Origin of the sequence: Vibrio tubiashii (genome assembly GCF_028551255.1) — a bacterium.
Lineage (GTDB): Bacteria > Pseudomonadota > Gammaproteobacteria > Enterobacterales > Vibrionaceae > Vibrio > Vibrio tubiashii_B.
Map to the genome: position 1 here is coordinate 1,201,592 of NZ_CP117029.1, position 21,266 is coordinate 1,222,857.

Below are 21,266 nucleotides of genomic sequence, written 5' to 3' on the forward strand. Positions count from 1 at the left end.
GTTAATGAATCAAGCTGTAGTGATAGATTCTAAGGACATGGTTAACAAAGCCGCGATTGCAGAAGCATTTGGCCGAGCTGCAAATACCTACGACCAACATGCGGCGTTTCAACGTGAGGTTGGACATCGCCTGCTCGATAAAATGCCCCAAGACCTTACTGGAAAAACCGTGCTCGATATTGGCTGCGGAACCGGATACTTTTCATTTGAGCTTTTAAAGCGCGGTGCAACTGTCGTCTGCTTCGATCTATCTGACAAGATGCTCGCAGAAGCCAAACTACGCTGTGGAGAGGCCAATGTTCACTATCAACAAGGAGATGCGGAGTGTTTGCCATTTAAGAGTAATGAGTTCGATTACGTCTTTTCTAGCCTTGCATTGCAGTGGTGCGACGACCTTAGTATTCCTTTGAGAGAGATTAAGCGTGTAGTGAAGCCGAAGGGGTATGCGTATTTATCCACGTTACTCGATGGCTCGTTACTTGAACTGAAACAGGCATGGGCAAAAATTGACTCATATCAACACGTCAATGACTTTATTCCATTCAATCAGGTAAAAATTGCGTTAGCGCAATCTGAATGCCATGCGCATCAACTAGACTTAGCGCCTATGAAGGTTTGGTATGAAACGTCTTTTGCGCTAATGCGTGACTTAAAAGGCATCGGCGCAACCCACATCGATGGGCGAGCGAATGGGCTAACAAGTCGTAGCGCATTACTCAGAGTCGAAGATGAATATCAAACTTATCGAAATCATCAGGGTCTTCTACCTGCAACATATCAGGTCTGTTTAGGGGTTATTAATCTATGATTGATGCATTTTTTATTGCGGGTACGGATACCGATGTTGGAAAAACGGTTGCTTCAAAAGCAATCTTGAATGCGCTTGCTGAAAAGGATTTGAAAACGATTGGCTACAAGCCAGTAGCGGCAGGCAGTGACAAAACTGAGCAAGGTTTCCGTAACTCGGATGCTTTGTATCTACAAGAAGCTGCAACAGTGAGTGTTGCATACGATGACGTTAACCCTTATGCATTGGAGCTTCCTGCCTCTCCTCACATTGCCGCTATTCGTGAGAATGTGGAAATCGAATATTCAGTACTGAGTGACAAACTCTCTGAGCACAAACAAAACTCAGATATCGTACTGGTTGAAGGTGCAGGCGGTTGGCGCGTACCGGTTTCTCATCAGGAGTGCTTATCAAGTTGGGTACAGCAAGAAAAATTGCCAGTGGTATTGGTAGTTGGTATTAAACTTGGTTGTCTTAGCCATGCAATGCTAACGCTCGATGCGATTAAAGCGGATGGTGTGGAAGTGATCGGTTGGGTAGCAAACCGAGTTAACCCAGGCACAGAGCACTACGCTGAAATTATCGAAATGCTTGAAAATAAAATTTCAGCGCCAAAACTGGGTGAAATTCCGTATGTTCCCAAAGTTAAGCGCAAAGATTTGGCGAAATACATTGATGTTTCGCCACTTCTGAATCGATAAAAAGCAAAAGGCTGCCAATTCACATTGGCAGCCTTTTAAACATTAGTCTTTGTTACTTGTCTTGGTTTAAACCCATTAAGGCACTTTGTGTTTCGATAATGCGTTTTTGAGTTTGATCCTCAACTGAGATTCCAAGTTGTTGCTTTGCTTCATCCTCAGAAATACCTAGATGACAACACAACAGATCAATAGCCATTTGATAGTTGTTAGTTTCAACCATGATTTTGTTCCCTTATTACATGGATTTTTAATCTCAGCTAAATCTAGCACGTTTGAAAACAGTCACAATACGACCAAAGTCTAACGCAAAAGTCGTAGCCTTATTTATGGCTCTCCATTCATTGTTCATATCTATTGTTTGTTAAGTGTTAAATCTAAACTTACTTTCTAGAAATCAAATGTTTCAATTTACTTCTTAACCTTGTAATTAAAGGGGATAGACTATATCTATTAGGTAAAGAACAGTCCCAAGAGTGATTCTTAGGGCGATAATAAAATGCTTCCGGTTTTTGGAGAAAAGTAATGAAGCGAGTAATGTTATTTCTTGCAACCAACTTAGCTGTTGTTCTGGTGTTAAGTGTTGTTCTTAACATTGTTTATGCAATGACGGGAATGCAACCAGGTAGCTTATCTGGCTTGCTTGTGATGGCTGCTGTTTTTGGTTTCGGTGGTTCATTTATCTCATTGATGATGTCAAAGGGCATGGCGCTTCGCTCTGTTGGCGGCATGGTCATTGAAAGTCCACGTAACGAGACTGAACATTGGTTATTAGAAACGGTTCGTCGTCAATCAGAGCAAGTGGGTATTGGTATGCCGACGGTTGCGATTTACGACTCAGCAGATATCAACGCATTTGCGACGGGCGCAAAGCGTAATGACTCTTTAGTTGCTGTCTCAACAGGTCTTCTTCACAACATGACCCGCGATGAAGCAGAAGCGGTTCTTGCGCATGAAGTGAGCCATATTGCGAATGGTGACATGGTAACCATGACTTTGATGCAAGGTGTAGTGAACACTTTTGTTATCTTCTTATCGCGTTTTATCGCCAACATTGTCGCGTCTAACGATAATGAAGAAGAGGGTGGAAGCAACATGATGGTCTACTTTGGTGTAAGTATGGTGTTGGAGTTGTTGTTTGGCTTCTTGGCGAGCTTCATCACCATGTGGTACAGCCGTCATCGTGAGTTTCATGCTGATGCAGGGGCGGCCCAGTTAGTGGGTAAGCATAAGATGATTGCAGCACTAGAGCGACTAAAAGTAAGCCACGAGTCTCAACTAGAAGGCTCTATGATGGCGTTTGGCATCAACGGCAAACGCTCTATGACAGAGCTACTGATGAGTCACCCACCGCTAGATAAACGTATCTCAGCACTGCGCAATTCGTAGATTTAACTTCTAATTGATTGAAAAGGCTTGGTTTATAACCAAGCCTTTTTTTGATCCCTTTTAAAAATCTTCTCGTACAAGTTATACAAAAAATTAAACAAATAAAAATTTGTACAACTTTAAGAAATCATCTATGGTTAGATTGTTGTACAAAATATATTTATGTACAAGATTGTGAGAGGTGCTTTAAATGGATGTACAGGCGGTAGGCGAGGTTTATCAGCAGCTGAACAAATCAAATCTTCATCTTTTGTCTGATGTTTATCATGACGAGGTGGTGTTTGAAGATGCTGCTCACAGACTAGAAGGTTGGCAAGAGTTAGAAAGCTACTTTGAATCGCTTTATACCAATGTGACGCGTTGCGATTTCAATATTTTAGAGCACCAACAAACGGGAAATAGCGGATTTCTAACGTGGCAGATGGCTCTAGAGCATCCAAAGTTATCAAAAGGTTCTGTGATATACGTGAATGGCGTCAGCCACCTAAAGTTTTCGCAAGGTCGAGTTATTTACCATCGCGATTACTTTGACCTTGGTGAGATGCTCTATGAAAACCTGCCTCTGCTCGGCTCAGTGATTAAAACGATTAAGCAAAGGTTGGGCAAATGAAGACGGTACTGATAACCGGAGCCACTTCAGGGATTGGTCTCCAACTTGCAAAAGATTACGCCGATAATGGCTTCGAGGTCTATGCCTGCGGAAGAAATGAAGAGCGGTTAAGTGAACTCAAAGACACGTACACCAACTTACACCCGATCGCTTTTGATCTCACTGACCTAGCAGCAACAACTCATGCTCTAAGTAAATTGCACAGCACTCCGCACCTATGGATTTTGAATGCGGGGGATTGCGAGTATATCGATGACGGCAAGCTTGATGCGCTGCTTATGAAGCGCGTTTTCGACATTAACGTTATCGGGCTCACTAATGCCATCGAGGCTTGCCAGAAGTATTTTGTTCCTGGACAACGACTCGCCATCGTAGGTTCGATAGCGAGTGAAGTCGCCCTTCCGCGAGCAGAAGCTTATGGCGCATCAAAAGCAGCAGTGAGCTATCTAGCACGAACTCTTCAGGTAGATCTTAAGCCGCAGGGGATAGATGTTTCGATTATTTACCCCGGATTTGTCAAAACACCGCTCACCGACAAGAACACCTTTGAAATGCCGATGTTGATCTCGCCACAGCGGGCATCTCAAGAGATCAGAGATGGACTGGCGAAAGGAAAAGACCATATCTATTTCCCTAGGAAGTTCACCTCAATTTTACGTTTGATCGGTGCTCTCCCATATCGTTGGCAAAACGCACTGACTGCCAAACTACTTGCTCAAGGATAGGAATAAAACGATGAAAATAGCAATCATAGGAACGGGAATCTCTGGGCTAACTTGCGGCTATTATTTGCATAGAGAGCACGACGTCACCTTGTTTGAAGCGAATGATTACATCGGCGGGCATACAGCTACCGTCGATGTGGAAGTAGACGGTAATTCTTATGCCGTCGATACAGGCTTCATTGTTTACAACGACAGAACATACCCTAATTTTATCGCTTTGATGGAAGAGATTGGAGTAGAGGGCAGACCGAGCCAAATGAGCTTCAGCGTGAGAAACGACAGCAATGGTCTTGAATATAATGGCCACACAGTGTCGACGCTGTTTGCTCAAAAGCGCAATTGGTTAAATCCTAAATTTTACTCTTTCATCTTTGAAATTCTCCGTTTCAACAAAGAAGTGAAGGAGATAGCCAATCAGCCCAATATGGTCGAATTAACACTCGGTGACTTCCTCACTTCACGTAATTTTAGTGACTACTTCTGTGACAACTATATTTTGCCAATGGGGGCTGCTATTTGGTCTTCGACGCTAGCAGATATGCGAGCGTTTCCGTTGCCTTTCTTTGCAAGATTCTTCCTTAACCACGGCTTATTGGATGTCACCAATCGCCCGCAATGGTATGTCATTAAAGGTGGATCAAGAGCTTACATTAAGCCACTTACCCGAGGTTTTGCTGATAAGATCCGTCTTAACACTCCTATCGATTCTGTCGTCAGAGATCAAGCAGGAGTGACGCTGCATTTCAATGGACAGACCGAGAGGTTCGATCAAGTTGTGTTTGCCTGCCATAGTGATCAGGCATTGCAACTTCTCAAAGATTCGAGCGCAACTGAGCAATCTGTTTTATCCAATCTCGCTTATCAAGCCAATGAAGTCATTTTGCATACCGATGAAAGCTTACTGCCGAAGCGAAAAGCGGCTTGGGCGTCTTGGAACTATTGGCTTGAAGGTAGTGAAGGTGAACAGAGTAGAGCGCCGACTTTGACCTACAATATGAACATATTGCAGCACATTGATGCACCGAAAACCTTCTGCGTCTCACTCAACAGTAGTGAACAGATTGAGCAAGAGAAGATATTGAAGCGCTTTGTTTATCACCATCCAGTCTTTAACCAGCAATCAATAGAGGCTCAGTCTCGACGCGACGAAATTAACGGTCTATCTCGAACTTGGTTCTGTGGTGCTTATTGGTATAACGGCTTCCATGAGGACGGTGTACGTAGCGCTCTAGACATAGTGAGAGGTATTAACTTGCTTGATGCCAATCTACGTTCTCAGGGAGCGGCTTAAGATGTCTGAAGCGAATGGGAGCTGCCTGTTTGTTGGGGATGTAAGGCACCGGCGCTTTACTCCAGTTCAGCACGCCTTGAACTACCGTTTGTTTATGCCGTGCCTCGACTTAGATGAGCTTGAATCTTTGCAAAACAAGGTGTGGGGATTCGGTACTCGTTGGTGGCATTGGGCTAGATTCAAACGCGATGATTATTTGGGTTCAGGGGACTTAAAACAGGCGGTATTAAATAAGGTCGTTGAGCTAGGTGGAGAAGCCACGAAAGGAAGCGTCAAAGCGGTAGTTCACCTAAGGTATTTTGGTATCTATTTTAGTCCGGTCAATTTCTACTACATTTATGATGAAAAGCAAAACTGGCGCTACCTATTGGCTGAAGTTAGCAACACACCTTGGAATGAACGTTACTACTATTTATTGGATGCAAATGACGAAGAAACTTGGAGGCACGCAAAAGCGTTTCATGTCTCGCCTTTTAATCCGATTGAGCAAGAGTATGTTTGGAAAATTAAGCCTATTGACCAGCGGCTCTCGATTCACTTGGAGTGTCATCGAAGTCACAAAGAGTTTGACGCCACAATGAAAATGGCTAGGGAACCACTGTGTTCGCGAGTTCTACTTAAACATTTGATCGTTACTCCAATAATGGCAGTAAAAGTGACTGTGGGCATTTATTGGCACGCATTAAAACTCTGGATCAAAGGAGCGCCGTTTTATTCTCACCCCAAATATAGGCAGGGTGATGAAATTGAACAGACTCAAAGCGCGAAAATAGAAAAATAACAAGGAGCCTAGGAAATGATTAATTCACAAACGCTACCTTTGCCTACGCAATTAACTTCGGTGCAAAAAACAGCGCGAAACATCGCATTTTCATGTTTGTACAAGATTCAGTATGGCTCCTTGACCATCATTGAATCTTTTGGTTCGCAAGGGGCTCCTCAAGTCAGAGAGAGCTTTGGTAGCCCACGGAAGGGGCAACCTAGTGCCATTATTGAGGTTAAAAATCCTGCCTTCTATGCTCGCTTACTGAAAGGCGGCAGCATTGCGGCTGGTGAAGCCTATATGGACGGATGGTGGGAAAGCCCTGATCTCACGGCTTTAATGGAGTTGATGGCAATGAACCTATCAACTTTAGACACTATAGAAAGTCGTTCAAGCTTTTTGTCGAAGCTTATGTATCAAGTTGGCCACTGGTTAAATCGCAATACAGTAGAGAACTCTGCTAAAAACATTGAAGCTCACTACGACCTGAGTAATGAGCTTTACGAGACATTTCTTGATAGTCGCATGCTTTACTCGTCGGGCATTTACCACTCGCCTAGTGATACGCTAGAGCAAGCCCAAATCAACAAGATGGAGCGCCTGTGTAAGCAGTTGAAGCTCACCTCTAGTGATAGTGTGATTGAGATAGGTACTGGGTGGGGGGCAATGGCGATCTATATGGCAGAAAACTATGGTTGCCACGTTACCACTACCACTATTTCAGAACAGCAGTTTCAATATGCGAAGCGGAAGATTGAAGAGAAGGGCTTGCAAGACAAGATTACCCTGCTCAAACAGGACTACCGCTTGTTGGAAGGGACCTTTGATAAGCTAGTCTCAATTGAAATGATCGAGGCTGTTGGCAAGCAGTTTTTGACCTCTTACATCCAAAAATGCCAATCATTATTGAAGTCGGGTGGACTGATGGCAATCCAAGCCATCACCATCGCAGACCAACGATACGATTATTACAGCAATAACGTTGATTTTATTCAGAAGTATATTTTCCCTGGTGGCTTTTTACCGTCGATCACTGCGTTAACACAGTCCACAACAAAACATAGTGATCTAATTCTTAGAGATCTATACGACATTGGGGAAGACTATGCCAAGACTCTTAAAGATTGGTATTTGAAGTTTAACCAAGCGGGCGAACAGGTTTCTGAACTGGGATTTGATGACAGATTTGTCCGAATGTGGAATTACTACTTTTGCTATTGTGAAGGTGGTTTCCGCGCCAAATCGATCAGTACAGTTCATATGACGTTTCAGCGTCCATAGAAGCTGAGCTAAAGGAGCAGGTAATGAAGCGGTTACTTATTGCCTCAACTTGGTTTCAAGTTATCTGGTTCAGCGCTGTTATCGGCAATTATAACCTGCAATATGTGACGCTCTCACTTGTTGTACTGACGCTCGCTATATCCGCCGTTAAAGAGAATTTGAGTTGGCTTAAGTATGGTCTAATTGTTGTATTAGGCCTGTTGGTTGATTTTACTAACCTAACGATTGGCTGGTTTCAGTTTCAACATGAATACTTCCCGGTATGGCTGTTTGCATTGTGGCTTATCTTTGCTTGGTATACGCATTTTTTGTACCCGATATTGAGCCAGTATCCTTTAGCCATCGTATCAGTGGTAGGAGGGATTGGAGGTGCACTCAGCTATATAGCAGGAGAAAGCCTTGGAGCTGTGTCATTTGGGGCTTCTACTTTCACTATCGTGGGCATATTGCTCGTAGAGTGGACTCTAATCATTGCATTGATTATGAAGGTATATGGACATGAAGTGCATAACAGTAATAACAGCATTCCTAGTGCTGACCGGTAACGTTTTTGCGTCTGAGTCTTCAAGACATAACGTAGATAGCTGGAAAAACTGGTCTAGTGTGGGGCAGGCTCAGTTGACGATGTTGTTCTTTGATATTTATGAGTCACAATTGCTGACGCCAAATGGTGGGTATGTTGTTGCTCAGGATATTACTCCTCATCCCCTTGCGCTATCGATTACTTACCAAAGAGACATTTCTCAAAAACAATTGTTAGACGCGACGGTTGAGCAGTGGGAAAAGCTTGGCTACGAGCAAACGGATACGACAAAGTGGGCGTCTCGGCTCGAAAATATCTTCCCAGACATTAAAGAAGGCAACAACCTGACCTACGTGACAGATGGTTACACAGGCAACTTCTATTACTCCAAGCCACAGGCAAACCAGCAACTTATCGGTTCTATTGAAGAAGAGGCGTTTAACGATGCTTTTCTCGCAATATGGTTATCACCAAATACTGAGTATCCGGGACTCAGAGAACGTTTAATTGGGAGAAATTGATGTTTAAGCGCCTAGGGCAGACGATATTACTATTGCTATGCACTCTACTGACTTTAGGTTGTACGAGCGACTTAGATGACTACAGAGACAGCAAACCTGAATTCAACTTGTTTGAGTACTTTGAAGGGGAGTTAATGGCTTGGGGCATGGTGCAAGATTACACCAACAAGCAGACTCGCCGCTTTGAAGTGGTGATTGTCGGTAGTGTAAAAGAGAATACTTTGACCTTAGTTGAGGATTTCGTGTTTGATGATGGTGAAAAATCTCAACGAATTTGGACCATTGAACGCTTAGGCGATGGGCGATATCAAGGAAGTGCTGACGACATCATTGGAGTCGCAACAGGGAGAGAAGTGGGCAATGCACTTCAGTGGCAATATGATTTTGAACTAAAGATGGAAGACTCTACCGTGGTCGTCAGCTTCGATGATTGGTTATACCGCCAAGATGAAAAGCATGTTTTTAATCTGACCAAGATTAAGAAGTTTGGCATTGAAGTCGGGAAGATTACGCTGTTTTTCCAGAAGCAGTGAGGTAGAGGAACGGACTTCGTCCTATGGAACGCTGCGCTTTTGGAAAACGGGAGCGGGCTTCGCCCTTCGGGAAAAATAAAGTTGGCTCTCTAGCGTGCTCACTCAACCTTAGTTTTCCAGTTTTCTAGCTCTCCTAAACAAAAAGGGTTGACGCTTTCACATCAACCCTCATATTTTCCAGCTATTACAACTTATCAGTTAGCTCAATCGCTTGGCCGATGTAGTTTGCTGGCGTCATCTCTTTTAGACGTGCTTTCTCGTGCTCTGGTAGCTCAAGACCGTCGATGAAGTTACGCATTGCTTCGCCATCTACACGCTTACCACGAGTTAGCTCTTTTAGCTTCTCGTATGGCTTCTCGATGCCGTAACGACGCATAACAGTTTGTACTGGCTCAGCTAGAACTTCCCAGTTTTGGTCTAGTTCCGCAAGCAGTGCTTCGCGGTTAACTTCTAGCTTGCTGATGCCTTTTAGTGTTGACGTGTACGCGATGATTGCGTAGCCCACACCAACACCTAGATTGCGTAATACTGTTGAGTCAGTTAGGTCACGCTGCCAGCGAGAGATTGGAAGTTTCTGTGCTAGGTGGCCGAACACTGCGTTCGCAAGACCTAGGTTACCTTCTGAGTTTTCAAAGTCGATTGGGTTAACTTTGTGTGGCATTGTTGAAGAGCCGATCTCACCAGCAATCGTCTTCTGCTTAAAGTGACCTAGCGCGATGTAGCCCCATACGTCACGGTCGAAGTCGATTAGGATAGTGTTGAAACGTGCAACCGCATCGAATAGCTCAGCGATGTAATCGTGTGGTTCGATTTGAGTTGTGTATGGGTTCCAAGTTACGCCTAGAGACTCAGTGATGAATTCTTCAGAGAATTGGTGCCAATCTACCTCTGGGTAAGCAGAAAGGTGAGCGTTGTAGTTACCTACAGCACCATTAATCTTACCCAGGATTTCAACGTTAGCGATCTGCTTGTATTGACGCTCCATACGGTACGCCACGTTCGCCATCTCTTTACCCATAGTAGAAGGAGAAGCAGGCTGGCCGTGTGTACGAGATAGAAGAGGGATGTCACGATATTCAACAGCAAGTGCTTTGATAGCATCAATGATGTTTTTGATTTCAGGAAGAATCACTTCGTCACGAGCTTCTTTCAGCATTAGCGCGTGAGAGGTGTTGTTGATGTCTTCTGAAGTACAAGCAAAGTGAATGAACTCGTTTACAGCGTGAAGCTCAGGAACACCTGCAACTTTCTCTTTTAGGAAGTACTCAACCGCTTTAACGTCGTGGTTAGTTGTACGCTCGATCTCTTTGATGCGTGCTGCGTCTTCTTCAGAGAAGTTTGCTGCTAGCTCATCTAGGAACTTGTTTGCTTCAGCGCTGAATGCTGGTACTTCTGTGATTGCATCTGTAGCTGCAAGCTTTTGTAACCAACGAATTTCAACGATAGAGCGGTACTTTAGTAGTCCAAACTCACTAAAGATGCTGCGAAGTGCGATTGTTTTGCTTCCGTAACGACCGTCTACTGGTGAAACAGCAGTCAATGCTGACAGTTCCATGATGTTCTCCTGAAAATTGAGTTTCTAAATTTTGTGTGCTTTATACCAATTACAAACGCGTTTGTCACGAATATTGCGCAAACGTTTGCTTTGCTCTTATTTTGTAAGAAAGGGCTTCGGTATAAAAGAAGAAGCTCGCGTCCTGCGCGAGCTATTAATTTTACGTTAGATTCGAGCTAAAAGTATTTGTGCCTGCTCAACCATCTTCTTGCGTCCAAAGATTAGGTGACGACGTTTACCGCCAACCTGGCGCCATAAAACGGCACTGCGAATACCGGATAGAAGAAGCGCTCGAACTTTGTGCTGATTCGACGTCTGTTGCAGCACTGATGGCGTACCAGTGACTTGAATACGTGGACCAACCGGGCTGATCACATCGAGATAGACACTGGCAAGGTTGCTGATAATCTGCTCATCAAGTAGCTCAAAATGTTCAAGTTGGCGTTCTAACATTTGAATGCGATCGCCTAGCTGAGACATGGCATCATTTCGAGTCTGAAGTTTACGCTCAAGCGCCATGAGGCTAATGATGTAACGGGTAATTTCGCTACCATTAGGAGTACTATCGATCCCTTTAACCAAACACTCTAAACCAAGCTTGAGGTCAGATTCACGACCGAAAACACCAACAGTATTATTTGGGTTGGTGTTTAAGATCGCTTTTAGGGATGTTTCAAACGCGTCAGAGTCACAGTGACCGTTTTTTGCGACTTGTTGTACCAAGGCGACAGCTTGGCAAATTCCTGCAAAGGCGATGGTACGGTCATATAGTGTGTTAGCCACGTAGTTCTACTCCTAAAATTAAATGCGTTCTTCGATGATTCCGCCACCTAAGCAAACATCATCTTTATAGAAAACAGCAGATTGCCCCGGTGTTACAGCGATTTGAGGCTCGTCAAAGATCACTTTAATGTTTTCATCATCGATAGGGATGATAGTACATGGGATATCTGTTTGACGGTAGCGAGTTTTTACAGTGCATTGTAACGGTTCTTTAATCGCTTCACGATCAACCCAGTGTAGTTGAGATGCAATCAAACCTTGAGATTTGAGCATTGGGTGATCTTTACCTTGAACAGCAATTAAGACATTGCGCTTAAGATCTTTGTCACCAACGAACCACGGGTCTTCATTACCGCCACCGCCTTTTTGGCCGCCGATATGCAGGCCTTTACGTTGACCTAAGGTGTGGTACATCAATCCGTTGTGCTTACCAATCACTTTACCTTCTGGCGTTTCAATGTCGCCTGGTTGCGCTGGTAGGTAGCGGCCTAGGAAATCTGTGAACTTACGTTCGCCGATGAAACAGATACCAGTAGAGTCTTTTTTCTTCGCCGTGATCAGATCTTGTTCTTCCGCAATGCGGCGAACTTCTGGCTTTTCTAAATCACCAACAGGGAATAGGCTGCGTGCAACCTGCTCGCTACTTAGCGTGTACAAGAAGTAGCTTTGGTCCTTGTTGTTGTCTAGACCACGAAGCATGCGTGGCTTAACGCCATTTTCAATCTCTTCTGGAGTCGGGAATGTACGGCGTACATAGTGACCCATAGCGATATAATCTGCGTCGAGCACTTCATCCGCAAATTCTAAGAATGCTTTAAACTTGATCTCTTTGTTGCACAGAATATCTGGGTTAGGTGTACGACCTGCTTTGTATTCAGCAAGGAAATACTCGAATACGTTATCCCAATATTCCGCAGCAAAGTTAATCGTGTGCAGGTGAATGCCTAGCTTGTCACAGACCGATTGCGCATCGGCAAGATCTTCAGCTGCTGTACAGTATTCTTCGTTGTCATCTTCTTCCCAGTTCTTCATAAACAGGCCTTCAACTTGATAGCCTTGCTGCTTAAGAAGATAGGCAGATACAGATGAATCAACGCCACCGGACATGCCAACGATGACTTTCTTTTGACTGTTGTCAGACATTACTAAACACCACTTAATTTAACTGGACGCAGATTTTATCAGAAAGCATAGCGAGGGGACAGATCCGAGATCGAACTCACACTTCGATTTCGGGTGTTTATTAGACGTTTGCTTAGTGAAAATCGCGGAAACTTGACTATTAAACTTGTATATGTGGCATAGTGGCGAAAATTCAAGAGAGCCAGAGTGAATCTAATGAGCGAAGAAAACCAAATCATCGAAGAAGCCCAGTTGATTGAAGTTGTCGAAAACCAACTAGAAGATGGAAATCCAGTTAAGGTGAAAGAAACCTTAATGCGTTTGATGATGACGGGCACGCCTCGTGAAGACGCTATCGCTATGATGGCGTGTGCAGTAGCGATTGAAATCTTTGATGTAATGAAAAACGAAGGTGAGTTCAACTTGAAGCGCTACGCTGAGAACCTAGATCGCTTACCGGATCTTAGCTTTATGGAAGGTGAATAAGTCACAACTCCATTCGTTAAAACAGCCAGCCTATAGCGATAAGAGCACTCATCAAAAGTGGGTGCTTCATCAATCGACCATCCCACTTATTTATTACATTCAGAGCCGCTCAGATTTTAATTGCTGATGCAAACGTTTGCTATAATGCCTTTTGTTGCCGTCCTAAAACCTGCAAGGTAGAATCCGGCATCCTTTCATCCCTTATTCAGATTCTTTACTGCAGAAGCATTGTTATGAAATTTCCTGGTCAACGTAAATCGAAGCATTACTTTCCTGTTCACGCTCGTGATCCATTAGTGAGTCAATCACAAGAAAGTAAGAAAATGTCGCGCACGCATATTATCGGCATTGATCAAACTCTTGTTGATATTGAGGCCAAAGTAAGCAGTGAGCTTATCGAAAAATACCAACTGAGTAAGGGACACTCGCTCGTTATTGATGATGAGACTGCAGAAGCACTGTATAACGAACTCAAAGAACGTGAATTGATCACCAATGAATATGCTGGTGGCACGATTGGTAATACCCTCCACAACTATTCAGTACTGGCTGATGATCGCTCTACGCTTTTAGGGGTAATGAGCCAAGATATTAAAATTGGCAGTTATGGTTACCGCTATTTATGTAATACATCAAGCCGTATGGACCTAAACCACCTTCAAGGTGTTGATGGTGCAATTGGTCGTTGTTTTGCATTAATTACTGAAGACGGTGAGCGTACTTTCGCTATTAGCGAAGGGCAAATGAACCAACTTCATCCAGATAGCATTCCTGAGAAAATATTTAAAAATGCTTCTGCTTTGGTATTAACCGCTTATTTGGTGCGTTGTAAGAAGGGCGACCCAATGCCTGAAGCGACGATGAGAGCTATTGAGTATGCAAAAAAACATGACGTACCTGTTGTACTGACTCTAGGCACCAAATTTGTTATTCAAGATGATCCAAAATTCTGGCAAGACTTTTTAAACGATCATGTTTCTGTAGTCGCAATGAATGAAGATGAAGCGGAAGCACTAACCGGAGAATCTGACCCTCTTGCTGCTTCTGATAAAACGCTAGAGTGGGTTGATTTAGTATTATGTACCGCAGGGCCAGTAGGTCTATTTATGGCGGGTTATACTGAAGAGTCGGCAAAGCGTGAAACGTCTTTACCATTATTGCCAGGCAGCATTGCAGAATTTAACCGTTACGAATTTAGCCGACCTGCTTCAAAAGGGCTTTGCGATAATCCGATTAAAGTTTACTCGCATATTTCACCTTATATGGGTGGTCCTGAGAAAATTAAGAATACCAATGGTGCTGGCGATGCGGCGCTTTCGGCCTTATTACATGATATGGCAGCGAACAAATACCATAAAGAGAATGTGCCGAACTCAAGCAAGCACGCACATTCATACTTAACTTATTCATCGTTCTCACAAGTATGTAAATACTCTAATCGCGCCAGTTACGAAGTACTAGTGCAGCATTCACCTCGCTTGTCGCGTGGTCTTCCTGAACGTGAAGATAGCTTGGAAGAAGCGTACTGGGAACGTTAATTCCGTTATTGAACAATCAAAGCCTCATTATTATGAGGCTTTTTTATTTTGTGGTAATAATAAAAAAGCGCCATAAAGGCGCTTTTTATAAATCACTAAAAATGATTAGATTAGGAAGTCTTCTAGGGACTTACCCGCATCTAGTTGTTCTTGAATTACTGAAGGTGTACGACCTTGGCCTGTCCAAGTTTTCTCTTCACCAGAAGCGTCAACATATTTATATTTTGCAGGGCGAGGTGCACGTTTCGCTTTAGGCTTGCTTCCTTTAGACTCACCTGCCAATGCTGAAATAAGCGCTTCAACGTCGATACCATCTTTTGCAATTTGCTCAGCGATAGCAGCGAGTTTAGCTTCTTGCTCAGCTGCAGCAGCGCGCTCTGCTTCTTCAGCTTCTTTACGCTCAGTAACAACAGTAGTTAGTTTATCGAGTGCTTCTTCTAATTGCTCAATAGATAAGTCACGAGAAAGCGCACGTAAACTACGAATGTTTAATAGTGTTTTTGTTAGTTCCGACATTTATTCATCTCTTCGTATATAAGTTGCCGATGTATGAATCATAAACCCCTAAATATAATAATACAATCGCGCTGACATAAATTTACGTAAAATAATTTATTTTATCGCAAATTTAGAATGGAATTATTCTTAAATAATCGTGCGTAATATTAGGCTGACAATGCATGAGGTTAATTTGTTTCAGTAGGGGGATGAGCTGAGAGTTTGGTTTCATATTGGATGTTATCGAATATATCAACGTACTTATAAACTATATGTGTTTCGATATATTTAAGGTGTAAAAGCGACGTCGAATGTATCAAAGGTGTACCCTTAATAGAAAAGGGCTTAGCAAACCTCTCTTATACTTAGCTGTTGGTATAGTTTGCACATAAAGGCCTCATAATAGTCTGAGAGTCATTATCAAACCGGATGACTATTCACCTATCCTGAAAGCTTAGTCGAAGTTCGCTAGCGATATTTTTAACAGTAGAAAATGGAATATTATGTTGAAAGAGGTGGTGATATGAGTACAATGGGCGCAACCTAATGCGTTTTGTTGGTTAAATTATTGTTAAAATGATTTTTCGGTAGTTTAAAGTTTCAGCAATCGCGGTAGAGGCGCGGAATAAATAAGTAGTGTTTGCTGGGGTGATGCCAATGAGCAAACATAAAAGGTTATTTCGCCGAAGTGAATTCTCTCATCAAGGAGGTTTGCTGGGGTTACACTCGAAAGGGGTAACACTGCCATAGTCTATAATTTGTAAAACTATGGAGCGCTACTGTAGGGCTGGGTTTCGCATTCGCTGACCTATCGCTAATTTCAACTTAATTGATTGGAAATGATTTCCTTCAATTAGTCTGCAGTAGATCTCTAACCATTTATTACTGGTTTTTGAAGATCATGAATTTAATTGATTTTGCATCATCTCCTTTATCTCTTTTGCCGCCAATTGTGGCACTGAGTCTTGCTATTATTACCCGCCGCGTACTTGTATCGCTTGGTGTCGGTATTGTTTTAGGCGCAATCCTACTTAACGACTACTCATTCGGTAGTGCGCTCGGATATGTTGGTTCTACCGTTTCAAGTGTCTTTATTGAAGATGGTGGTATCAATACTTGGAATATGAGTATTGTCGGCTTCCTACTATTACTAGGGATGATGACAGCGCTATTGACGCTATCTGGCGGTACACGTGCGTTTGCAGAGTGGGCGCAAACTCGTGTTAAGAGTAAGCGTGGTTCTAAGCTTCTTGCTGCATTCTTAGGTGTTTTCATCTTTGTTGATGATTACTTTAACAGCTTGGCTGTAGGTGCTATCTCTCGTCCTGTCACTGACCGTTTCTACGTATCACGAGCTAAGCTAGCTTATATCCTTGATTCAACTGCTGCGCCAATGTGTGTGATCATGCCTGCTTCTAGCTGGGGTGCTTACATCATGACAATCATTGGTGGCATCTTAGTTTCGCATGGTATTACTGAGTATTCAGCACTTGGCGCATACGTTCGCCTAATTCCGATGAACTTCTATGCGATATTCGCGCTACTTATGGTATTTGCTGTTGCTTGGTTCGGGCTAGACATCGGTAAGATGCGTGAGCATGAAATTGCGGCGTCACGTGGCCATGGGTTTGCAAAAGAGCAAGCGGAAGACTCGGAAGAAGCTCACGAGCTAAACGAAGAGTTGGATATCGAAGAGAGCGAAAAGGGTAAAGTCTCTGATCTCATCTTGCCGATCGTTTTACTTATTGTTGCGACGGTTGCTTCGATGCTTTACACCGGTGGTCAAGCTCTTGCTGCGGACGGCATTGCGTTTAACTTACTTGGTGCTTTTGAAAACACTGACGTAGGTACATCTCTTATTTACGGTGGCCTAGTTGGCTTGGCTGTTGCGCTGTTTACAGTTGTTAAACAGGGTATTGCGGTAAGTGAGATCTCTCGTACGCTTTGGATCGGCGCGAAATCAATGTTTGGCGCGATCCTGATCCTGGTGTTTGCTTGGACGATTGGTTCGGTTATCGGTGACATGAACACAGGTAAGTACTTGTCGACCTTAGCTCAAGGTAATATCAACCCACATTGGTTGCCAGTTATTTTGTTCCTATTGTCTGGGCTTATGGCGTTTTCTACAGGTACATCATGGGGCACATTCGGTATCATGCTGCCAATCGCGGGTGATATGGCAGGTGCAACGGATCTCGCGCTAATGCTACCAATGCTAAGTGCTGTATTAGCGGGTTCAGTATTTGGTGACCATTGTTCGCCAATCTCAGATACCACCATTCTTTCTTCAACAGGTGCTCGTTGTAATCACATCGACCACGTAGCGACTCAATTGCCATATGCACTGTCAGTTGCACTAGTGTCGTGTATTGGTTTCATTACTCTAGGTATGACCGCTTCTATCGGCATGTCATTTGCCGCAGCGACGGTAGCATTTATCGCTATTTGTGTCTTGCTATCTGTTCTGTCTAAGTCAAAGATGGCGAGTTGCCAAAACGCGTAACAGCTTGAAGTTATTGCTATTAGATAAGGGAGCTCAGGCTCCCTTTTTATTTGTCATATACAAATTGAAAAAAGTTTAAATAAATGGTTGAAAAATGTTTTCGCCTTGGTTAGTGTGGATATCAACAAAGCGAACAGAAGAGCTTATTAAGTATGCGTAAATTAGTCATGAACATTCATCACCACCATCACCCAGTCTAGTCTTTCGGGAGATGCACGCATACCCGGGAGACAGGAAACTCCCGGAGGCTAAAATCGCAAACTACAAGATTTAGAACCCTCGGGAGAACAACTCTTCCGAGGGTTTTTCAGTATTTGAATCTTAAAAAGTTTATAAATTTCAAAATCTTGCACAGGGATACAGCAATGCATACACAACGCCTAAGAATCGCAATCCAAAAGAAAGGTCGCCTGAGTAAAGAGTGTCAGACTCTGCTTAAAAAGTGCGGCGTTAAATTCAACATCATGGGTGAGCGCCTTGTTGTTCACTCACTAAATATGCCAATTGACCTATTGCTAGTGCGCGATGACGATATTCCAGGTCTTATCATGGATGGTGTGGTTGACCTCGGCTTTATCGGTGAAAACGAACTTGAAGAAGTACGTTTAGATCGTAAGGCATTGGGCGAACCATGTGAGTTTGTTCAATTGCGTCGTCTAGATTTTGGTGGTTGTCGTCTATCTATCGCGATTGATAAGGATGAAGAGTACAACGGCCCTCAGGACCTAGCAGGCAAACGCATTGCAACGACTTACCCTCAGCTACTTAAAGCGTACATGGATGAGCAAGGTGTTCCTTTCTCTACCTGTATGCTCACTGGCTCTGTAGAAGTGGCTCCGCGAGCGGGTCTTGCGGATGCAATTGCAGATTTGGTTTCTACTGGTGCAACTCTAGAAGCGAACGGTCTTAAAGAAGCTGAAATCATTTTCAAATCAAAGGCGACACTGATTCAACGCACTGGTGAGTTTGACTCCGACAAAGTGGCGTTAATCGAAAAGCTCCTGACTCGTATGCAAGGCGTACAGCAAGCCAAAGAATCGAAATACATCATGCTGCACGCACCAACGGATAAGTTAGACCAAATCAAATCTCTACTACCGGGTGCTGAGGATCCTACGGTTCTCCCACTTTCTGCAGATCAGCAAAAAGTCGCGGTTCACTTGGTGAGCACTGAAAACTTGTTCTGGGAAACCATGGAACAGCTAAAAGAGTTGGGTGCGAGCTCAATCCTAGTATTGCCAATTGAGAAAATGATGGAGTAATTGCAATGAGAACAGTCGTTTGGCAATCATTAAGTGAATCTCAGCAAGACTCTATTTTAGAGCGTCCGGCAATTACAGAAGGTGCGAATATCACCGCAGCGGTTTCGCAAGTGATCGCCAAGGTCCGCGAAGAAGGCGATGCTGCGCTACTTGAGCTGACAGAAAAGTTTGATCGCGTTAAGCCTGAGTCAATTCGTGTTTCTGAGCAAGAAGTAGAAGCGGCATGTGATCGCTTGTCTTCCAACATGAAACAGGCGCTTGAGCAGGCCTATGCCAATATCTCTAAGTTCCATAAGGCGCAAAAACCTCAGCCAATCAAGGTTGAGACACAGCCTGGCGTCTTGTGTGAGCAAGTCACTCGTCCAATTCAAAAAGTGGGCTTGTACATTCCAGGCGGCAGTGCACCACTGCCATCGACAGTTTTGATGCTTGGGGTGCCAGCGAAAATTGCAGGTTGTCGCAAAGTGGTTCTTTGTTCTCCTCCGCCTATCGCAGACGAGATCCTTTATGTCGCGAAGCTATGTGGCATTGATGAAGTCTACAATGTGGGTGGCGGTCAAGCGGTTGCGGCAATGGCGTATGGTACCGAAAGTGTTTCAAAAGTAGATAAGATTTTTGGGCCGGGTAATGCTTACGTGACAGAAGCAAAGCGTCAGGTAAGCAATGACTTCCGTGGTGCGGCGATTGATATGCCAGCAGGGCCTTCTGAAGTCTTGGTTTTGGCTGATGAAACCGCTGACCCAGATTTTATTGCTGCCGATTTGCTTAGCCAAGCGGAGCACGGACCAGATTCACAAGTCGTGCTTGTTACACCATCACCGATTGTTGCTGATCAGGTTACCGATGCAGTTCAGCGTCAGCTTAAAGAATTATCTCGTGCAGATATTGCTGAAAAAGCCTTAGCATCGAGTTTAATCATTATCTCTGAATCGCTGACTCAAGCAGTGTCGATTTCGAACTACTATGGTCCGGAACACCTGATTGTACAAACTAAGAATCCTCGTGAACTTCTGCCTCTACTCGATAATGCAGGTTCGATCTTCCTAGGTGATTGGTCTCCTGAGTCAGCAGGTGATTATGCGTCAGGGACAAACCACGTTCTTCCTACATACGGTTACACCCGTACTTACTCAAGTCTTGGACTCGCTGATTTCTCTAAACGAATGACAGTACAAGAGCTTACGGCAGATGGCTTGACAGAATTAGCGCCAACCGTTGTCACCATGGCAGAAGCGGAAGGTCTGGATGCGCACAAGCGTGCTGTGACGATTCGTGTCGAAAAACTGGCAGCTAAGTAAGAGGGCAATGAGATGGAAAAGCTAGCGCGTAAACAAGTCCAACAACTGACTCCTTATTTATCGGCTCGCCGAATTGGTGGTACGGGCGACGTTTGGCTGAACGCGAATGAATCGCCATTCAACAACGAATACAAAACAGATTTTGCGCGTTTGAATCGCTACAGCGAATGTCAGCCAAAAGAGCTAATTGAAGCGTATGCGGCTTATGCGGGTGTAAAACCAGAGCAAACACTGACTTCTCGCGGAGCTGACGAAGGTATCGAATTATTGATCCGTGCTTTCTGTGAGCCGGGTGAAGATGCGATTCTTTATTGCCCACCTACTTACGGAATGTATGCAATTAGCGCAGAAACCATTGGCGTAGAGCGTAAGACTGTGCCGCTAACGTCTGACTGGCAACTTGATCTGGAAGGCATCGAAGCCAACCTAGATGACGTCAAACTGGTATTTGTCTGTTCACCAAACAACCCAACGGGCAATCTAGTGAAGCGTGAAGATATTGTCTCTCTGCTTGAGATGACAAAAGATCGCGCCATTGTCGTGATGGACGAAGCGTATATCGATTTCTGCCCTGAAGCGTCGACGGTCGATTTATTAGCGCAATATCCGAACCTAGCGATTTTGCGTACTCTGTCTAAAGCTTTCGCGCTTGCGGGACTTCGTTGCGGTTTCACCCTTGCAAACGAAGAGCTGATTAATGTACTTCTTAAGGTTATCGCACCATATCCAGTGCCAGTACCAGTGGCAGAAATCGCGACTCAGGCGTTATCTGAAGCGGGACTAGCTAGAGCGAAGTTTCAAGTTCTCGACCTCAATGCAAACCGTGCGTATCTGCAAGTCGGTTTATCAATGATTGAAGGTTTAGAGATATTTGAAGGCTGGGGTAATTACCTATTGGTTAAATTCCCGCAAGGCGATGAACTATTTAAAGCAGCATGGGAGAGTGGCATTATTTTGCGTGATTCACCTATCGAAAACTGTGTACGTATTAGTATTGGTAGTCGAGACGAGTGCGAAAAGACACTCGGATTTATTAGAAACTATTACAGCTAAATATCATTGGCTCTGGCCTTTGCGAGAGCCACTAAATTTGAAATAAG

The 21,266-nt window shown here is 43.9% G+C and carries 22 protein-coding genes, 1 riboswitch and 1 other annotated feature; of the genes, 17 read left to right on the forward strand and 5 right to left on the reverse strand.

All coding sequences use genetic code 11. The features are described 5' to 3' along the window. Window positions 1-4 precede the first annotated feature (4 nt). Complete coding sequence (bioC, locus tag LYZ37_RS05420) at window positions 5-808, forward strand: malonyl-ACP O-methyltransferase BioC (RefSeq protein ID WP_272786796.1); 804 nt, start codon at window positions 5-7, stop codon at window positions 806-808. Continuing rightward, window positions 805-1,488, forward strand: coding sequence for a dethiobiotin synthase (gene bioD / locus LYZ37_RS05425; RefSeq protein ID WP_272786797.1), 684 nt, complete (start codon window positions 805-807; stop codon window positions 1,486-1,488). Before bioC ends, bioD begins: the two co-directional genes overlap by 4 nt. Before the next feature lie 52 nt (window positions 1,489-1,540). Here bioD and LYZ37_RS05430 read toward each other — a convergent pair whose 3' ends face one another. Beyond that, window positions 1,541-1,708: a hypothetical protein gene (locus LYZ37_RS05430; RefSeq protein ID WP_004746882.1), complete on the reverse strand. Its 168-nt coding sequence runs from the start codon at window positions 1,706-1,708 to the stop codon at window positions 1,541-1,543. 302 nt (window positions 1,709-2,010) lie between these two features. On the opposite strand from LYZ37_RS05430, the gene htpX reads away from it, so the two are divergent. The 9 genes from htpX (at window position 2,011) to LYZ37_RS05475 (ending at window position 9,121) form a co-directional block, all read left to right on the forward strand. Further along, the gene (gene htpX / locus LYZ37_RS05435) at window positions 2,011-2,874 is read left to right on the forward strand and encodes a protease HtpX (protein ID WP_004746881.1); all 864 of its coding nucleotides are present in this window, start codon (window positions 2,011-2,013) and stop codon (window positions 2,872-2,874) included. Between the two features lie 190 nt (window positions 2,875-3,064). Then, on the forward strand, window positions 3,065-3,484 hold the full coding sequence (locus LYZ37_RS05440) for a nuclear transport factor 2 family protein (RefSeq protein ID WP_171322769.1): 420 nt from the start codon (window positions 3,065-3,067) through the stop codon (window positions 3,482-3,484). After that, entirely contained in the window at window positions 3,481-4,209 is a 729-nt protein-coding gene (locus LYZ37_RS05445) for an SDR family NAD(P)-dependent oxidoreductase (RefSeq protein ID WP_272786798.1), read from the forward strand. Before LYZ37_RS05440 ends, LYZ37_RS05445 begins: the two co-directional genes overlap by 4 nt. Window positions 4,210-4,219: 10 nt before the next feature. Then, window positions 4,220-5,500, forward strand: a complete 1,281-nt coding sequence (locus tag LYZ37_RS05450) for an NAD(P)/FAD-dependent oxidoreductase (protein WP_272786799.1) — start codon at window positions 4,220-4,222, stop codon at window positions 5,498-5,500. Window position 5,501: 1 nt separating this feature from the next. Beyond that, a complete protein-coding gene (locus LYZ37_RS05455) occupies window positions 5,502-6,281 on the forward strand; it encodes a DUF1365 domain-containing protein (RefSeq protein ID WP_272786800.1) in 780 nt (259 codons plus the stop codon). A 15-nt stretch (window positions 6,282-6,296) separates the two neighbouring features. Next, window positions 6,297-7,544 carry an SAM-dependent methyltransferase gene (locus LYZ37_RS05460; RefSeq protein WP_272786801.1) on the forward strand — a complete coding sequence of 416 codons (1,248 nt, stop codon included), beginning with the start codon at window positions 6,297-6,299 and terminating at the stop codon, window positions 7,542-7,544. A gap of 23 nt (window positions 7,545-7,567) precedes the next feature. Then, window positions 7,568-8,089: a DUF2878 domain-containing protein gene (locus LYZ37_RS05465; protein WP_272786802.1), complete on the forward strand. Its 522-nt coding sequence runs from the start codon at window positions 7,568-7,570 to the stop codon at window positions 8,087-8,089. Beyond that, window positions 8,043-8,588 carry a chalcone isomerase family protein gene (locus LYZ37_RS05470; protein ID WP_272786803.1) on the forward strand — a complete coding sequence of 182 codons (546 nt, stop codon included), beginning with the start codon at window positions 8,043-8,045 and terminating at the stop codon, window positions 8,586-8,588. The genes LYZ37_RS05465 and LYZ37_RS05470 overlap by 47 nt, the downstream gene beginning before the upstream one ends. Beyond that, complete coding sequence (locus LYZ37_RS05475) at window positions 8,588-9,121, forward strand: DUF3833 domain-containing protein (RefSeq protein WP_272786804.1); 534 nt, start codon at window positions 8,588-8,590, stop codon at window positions 9,119-9,121. The genes LYZ37_RS05470 and LYZ37_RS05475 overlap by 1 nt, the downstream gene beginning before the upstream one ends. Window positions 9,122-9,305: 184 nt before the next feature. Here LYZ37_RS05475 and purB read toward each other — a convergent pair whose 3' ends face one another. The 3 genes from purB to mnmA all read right to left on the reverse strand — a co-directional run bounded on the left by purB (window position 9,306) and on the right by mnmA (window position 12,602). Beyond that, window positions 9,306-10,676, reverse strand: a complete 1,371-nt coding sequence (gene purB / locus LYZ37_RS05480) for an adenylosuccinate lyase (protein WP_004746870.1) — start codon at window positions 10,674-10,676, stop codon at window positions 9,306-9,308. Window positions 10,677-10,841: 165 nt separating this feature from the next. After that, window positions 10,842-11,459 (reverse strand): high frequency lysogenization protein HflD, encoded by a 618-nt coding sequence (hflD, locus tag LYZ37_RS05485; protein ID WP_272786805.1) that lies wholly within the window; start codon window positions 11,457-11,459, stop codon window positions 10,842-10,844. 18 nt (window positions 11,460-11,477) lie between these two features. Beyond that, a complete protein-coding gene (gene mnmA, locus LYZ37_RS05490; protein ID WP_272786806.1) occupies window positions 11,478-12,602 on the reverse strand; it encodes a tRNA 2-thiouridine(34) synthase MnmA in 1,125 nt (374 codons plus the stop codon). Between the two features lie 195 nt (window positions 12,603-12,797). Between mnmA and LYZ37_RS05495 the strand changes: the two genes are divergently transcribed. Beyond that, window positions 12,798-13,067 (forward strand): hypothetical protein, encoded by a 270-nt coding sequence (locus LYZ37_RS05495; RefSeq protein ID WP_272786807.1) that lies wholly within the window; start codon window positions 12,798-12,800, stop codon window positions 13,065-13,067. 233 nt (window positions 13,068-13,300) lie between these two features. Then, on the forward strand, window positions 13,301-14,605 hold the full coding sequence (locus LYZ37_RS05500) for an inosine/guanosine kinase (protein WP_069666009.1): 1,305 nt from the start codon (window positions 13,301-13,303) through the stop codon (window positions 14,603-14,605). Window positions 14,606-14,710: 105 nt separating this feature from the next. On the opposite strand, the gene LYZ37_RS05505 is transcribed toward LYZ37_RS05500, so the two are convergent. After that, window positions 14,711-15,121 (reverse strand): H-NS histone family protein, encoded by a 411-nt coding sequence (locus tag LYZ37_RS05505; protein WP_272786808.1) that lies wholly within the window; start codon window positions 15,119-15,121, stop codon window positions 14,711-14,713. A gap of 587 nt (window positions 15,122-15,708) precedes the next feature. Further along, window positions 15,709-15,890, forward strand: a riboswitch (Lysine riboswitch). A gap of 114 nt (window positions 15,891-16,004) precedes the next feature. Here LYZ37_RS05505 and tet(35) point away from each other — a divergent pair. From tet(35) to hisC, 4 genes are all read left to right on the forward strand, one after another. Beyond that, window positions 16,005-17,606 carry a tetracycline efflux Na+/H+ antiporter family transporter Tet(35) gene (gene tet(35) / locus LYZ37_RS05510; protein ID WP_272786809.1) on the forward strand — a complete coding sequence of 534 codons (1,602 nt, stop codon included), beginning with the start codon at window positions 16,005-16,007 and terminating at the stop codon, window positions 17,604-17,606. A 175-nt stretch (window positions 17,607-17,781) separates the two neighbouring features. Beyond that, window positions 17,782-17,918: a sequence feature (His leader region), on the forward strand. A 53-nt stretch (window positions 17,919-17,971) separates the two neighbouring features. Continuing rightward, window positions 17,972-18,868, forward strand: a complete 897-nt coding sequence (gene hisG / locus LYZ37_RS05515; RefSeq protein ID WP_272786810.1) for an ATP phosphoribosyltransferase — start codon at window positions 17,972-17,974, stop codon at window positions 18,866-18,868. A 5-nt stretch (window positions 18,869-18,873) separates the two neighbouring features. Continuing rightward, window positions 18,874-20,166: a histidinol dehydrogenase gene (gene hisD, locus LYZ37_RS05520; RefSeq protein ID WP_272786811.1), complete on the forward strand. Its 1,293-nt coding sequence runs from the start codon at window positions 18,874-18,876 to the stop codon at window positions 20,164-20,166. 12 nt (window positions 20,167-20,178) lie between these two features. After that, the gene (gene hisC, locus LYZ37_RS05525; protein WP_272786812.1) at window positions 20,179-21,219 is read left to right on the forward strand and encodes a histidinol-phosphate transaminase; all 1,041 of its coding nucleotides are present in this window, start codon (window positions 20,179-20,181) and stop codon (window positions 21,217-21,219) included. Window positions 21,220-21,266 lie beyond the last annotated feature (47 nt).

What these genes read in the sequence shown, in the direction of transcription:
- bioC (WP_272786796.1), top strand. Translation starts at nt 5, where the DNA reads ATGAATCAAGCTGTAGTGATAGATTCTAAGGACATGGTTAACAAAGCC.
- bioD (WP_272786797.1), top strand. Translation starts at nt 805, where the DNA reads ATGATTGATGCATTTTTTATTGCGGGTACGGATACCGATGTTGGAAAA.
- LYZ37_RS05430 (WP_004746882.1), bottom strand. Translation starts at nt 1,708, where the DNA reads ATGGTTGAAACTAACAACTATCAAATGGCTATTGATCTGTTGTGTTGT.
- htpX (WP_004746881.1), top strand. Translation starts at nt 2,011, where the DNA reads ATGAAGCGAGTAATGTTATTTCTTGCAACCAACTTAGCTGTTGTTCTG.
- LYZ37_RS05440 (WP_171322769.1), top strand. Translation starts at nt 3,065, where the DNA reads ATGGATGTACAGGCGGTAGGCGAGGTTTATCAGCAGCTGAACAAATCA.
- LYZ37_RS05445 (WP_272786798.1), top strand. Translation starts at nt 3,481, where the DNA reads ATGAAGACGGTACTGATAACCGGAGCCACTTCAGGGATTGGTCTCCAA.
- LYZ37_RS05450 (WP_272786799.1), top strand. Translation starts at nt 4,220, where the DNA reads ATGAAAATAGCAATCATAGGAACGGGAATCTCTGGGCTAACTTGCGGC.
- LYZ37_RS05455 (WP_272786800.1), top strand. Translation starts at nt 5,502, where the DNA reads ATGTCTGAAGCGAATGGGAGCTGCCTGTTTGTTGGGGATGTAAGGCAC.
- LYZ37_RS05460 (WP_272786801.1), top strand. Translation starts at nt 6,297, where the DNA reads ATGATTAATTCACAAACGCTACCTTTGCCTACGCAATTAACTTCGGTG.
- LYZ37_RS05465 (WP_272786802.1), top strand. Translation starts at nt 7,568, where the DNA reads ATGAAGCGGTTACTTATTGCCTCAACTTGGTTTCAAGTTATCTGGTTC.
- LYZ37_RS05470 (WP_272786803.1), top strand. Translation starts at nt 8,043, where the DNA reads ATGAAGTGCATAACAGTAATAACAGCATTCCTAGTGCTGACCGGTAAC.
- LYZ37_RS05475 (WP_272786804.1), top strand. Translation starts at nt 8,588, where the DNA reads ATGTTTAAGCGCCTAGGGCAGACGATATTACTATTGCTATGCACTCTA.
- purB (WP_004746870.1), bottom strand. Translation starts at nt 10,676, where the DNA reads ATGGAACTGTCAGCATTGACTGCTGTTTCACCAGTAGACGGTCGTTAC.
- mnmA (WP_272786806.1), bottom strand. Translation starts at nt 12,602, where the DNA reads ATGTCTGACAACAGTCAAAAGAAAGTCATCGTTGGCATGTCCGGTGGC.
- LYZ37_RS05495 (WP_272786807.1), top strand. Translation starts at nt 12,798, where the DNA reads ATGAGCGAAGAAAACCAAATCATCGAAGAAGCCCAGTTGATTGAAGTT.
- LYZ37_RS05500 (WP_069666009.1), top strand. Translation starts at nt 13,301, where the DNA reads ATGAAATTTCCTGGTCAACGTAAATCGAAGCATTACTTTCCTGTTCAC.
- LYZ37_RS05505 (WP_272786808.1), bottom strand. Translation starts at nt 15,121, where the DNA reads ATGTCGGAACTAACAAAAACACTATTAAACATTCGTAGTTTACGTGCG.
- hisG (WP_272786810.1), top strand. Translation starts at nt 17,972, where the DNA reads ATGCATACACAACGCCTAAGAATCGCAATCCAAAAGAAAGGTCGCCTG.
- hisD (WP_272786811.1), top strand. Translation starts at nt 18,874, where the DNA reads ATGAGAACAGTCGTTTGGCAATCATTAAGTGAATCTCAGCAAGACTCT.
- hisC (WP_272786812.1), top strand. Translation starts at nt 20,179, where the DNA reads ATGGAAAAGCTAGCGCGTAAACAAGTCCAACAACTGACTCCTTATTTA.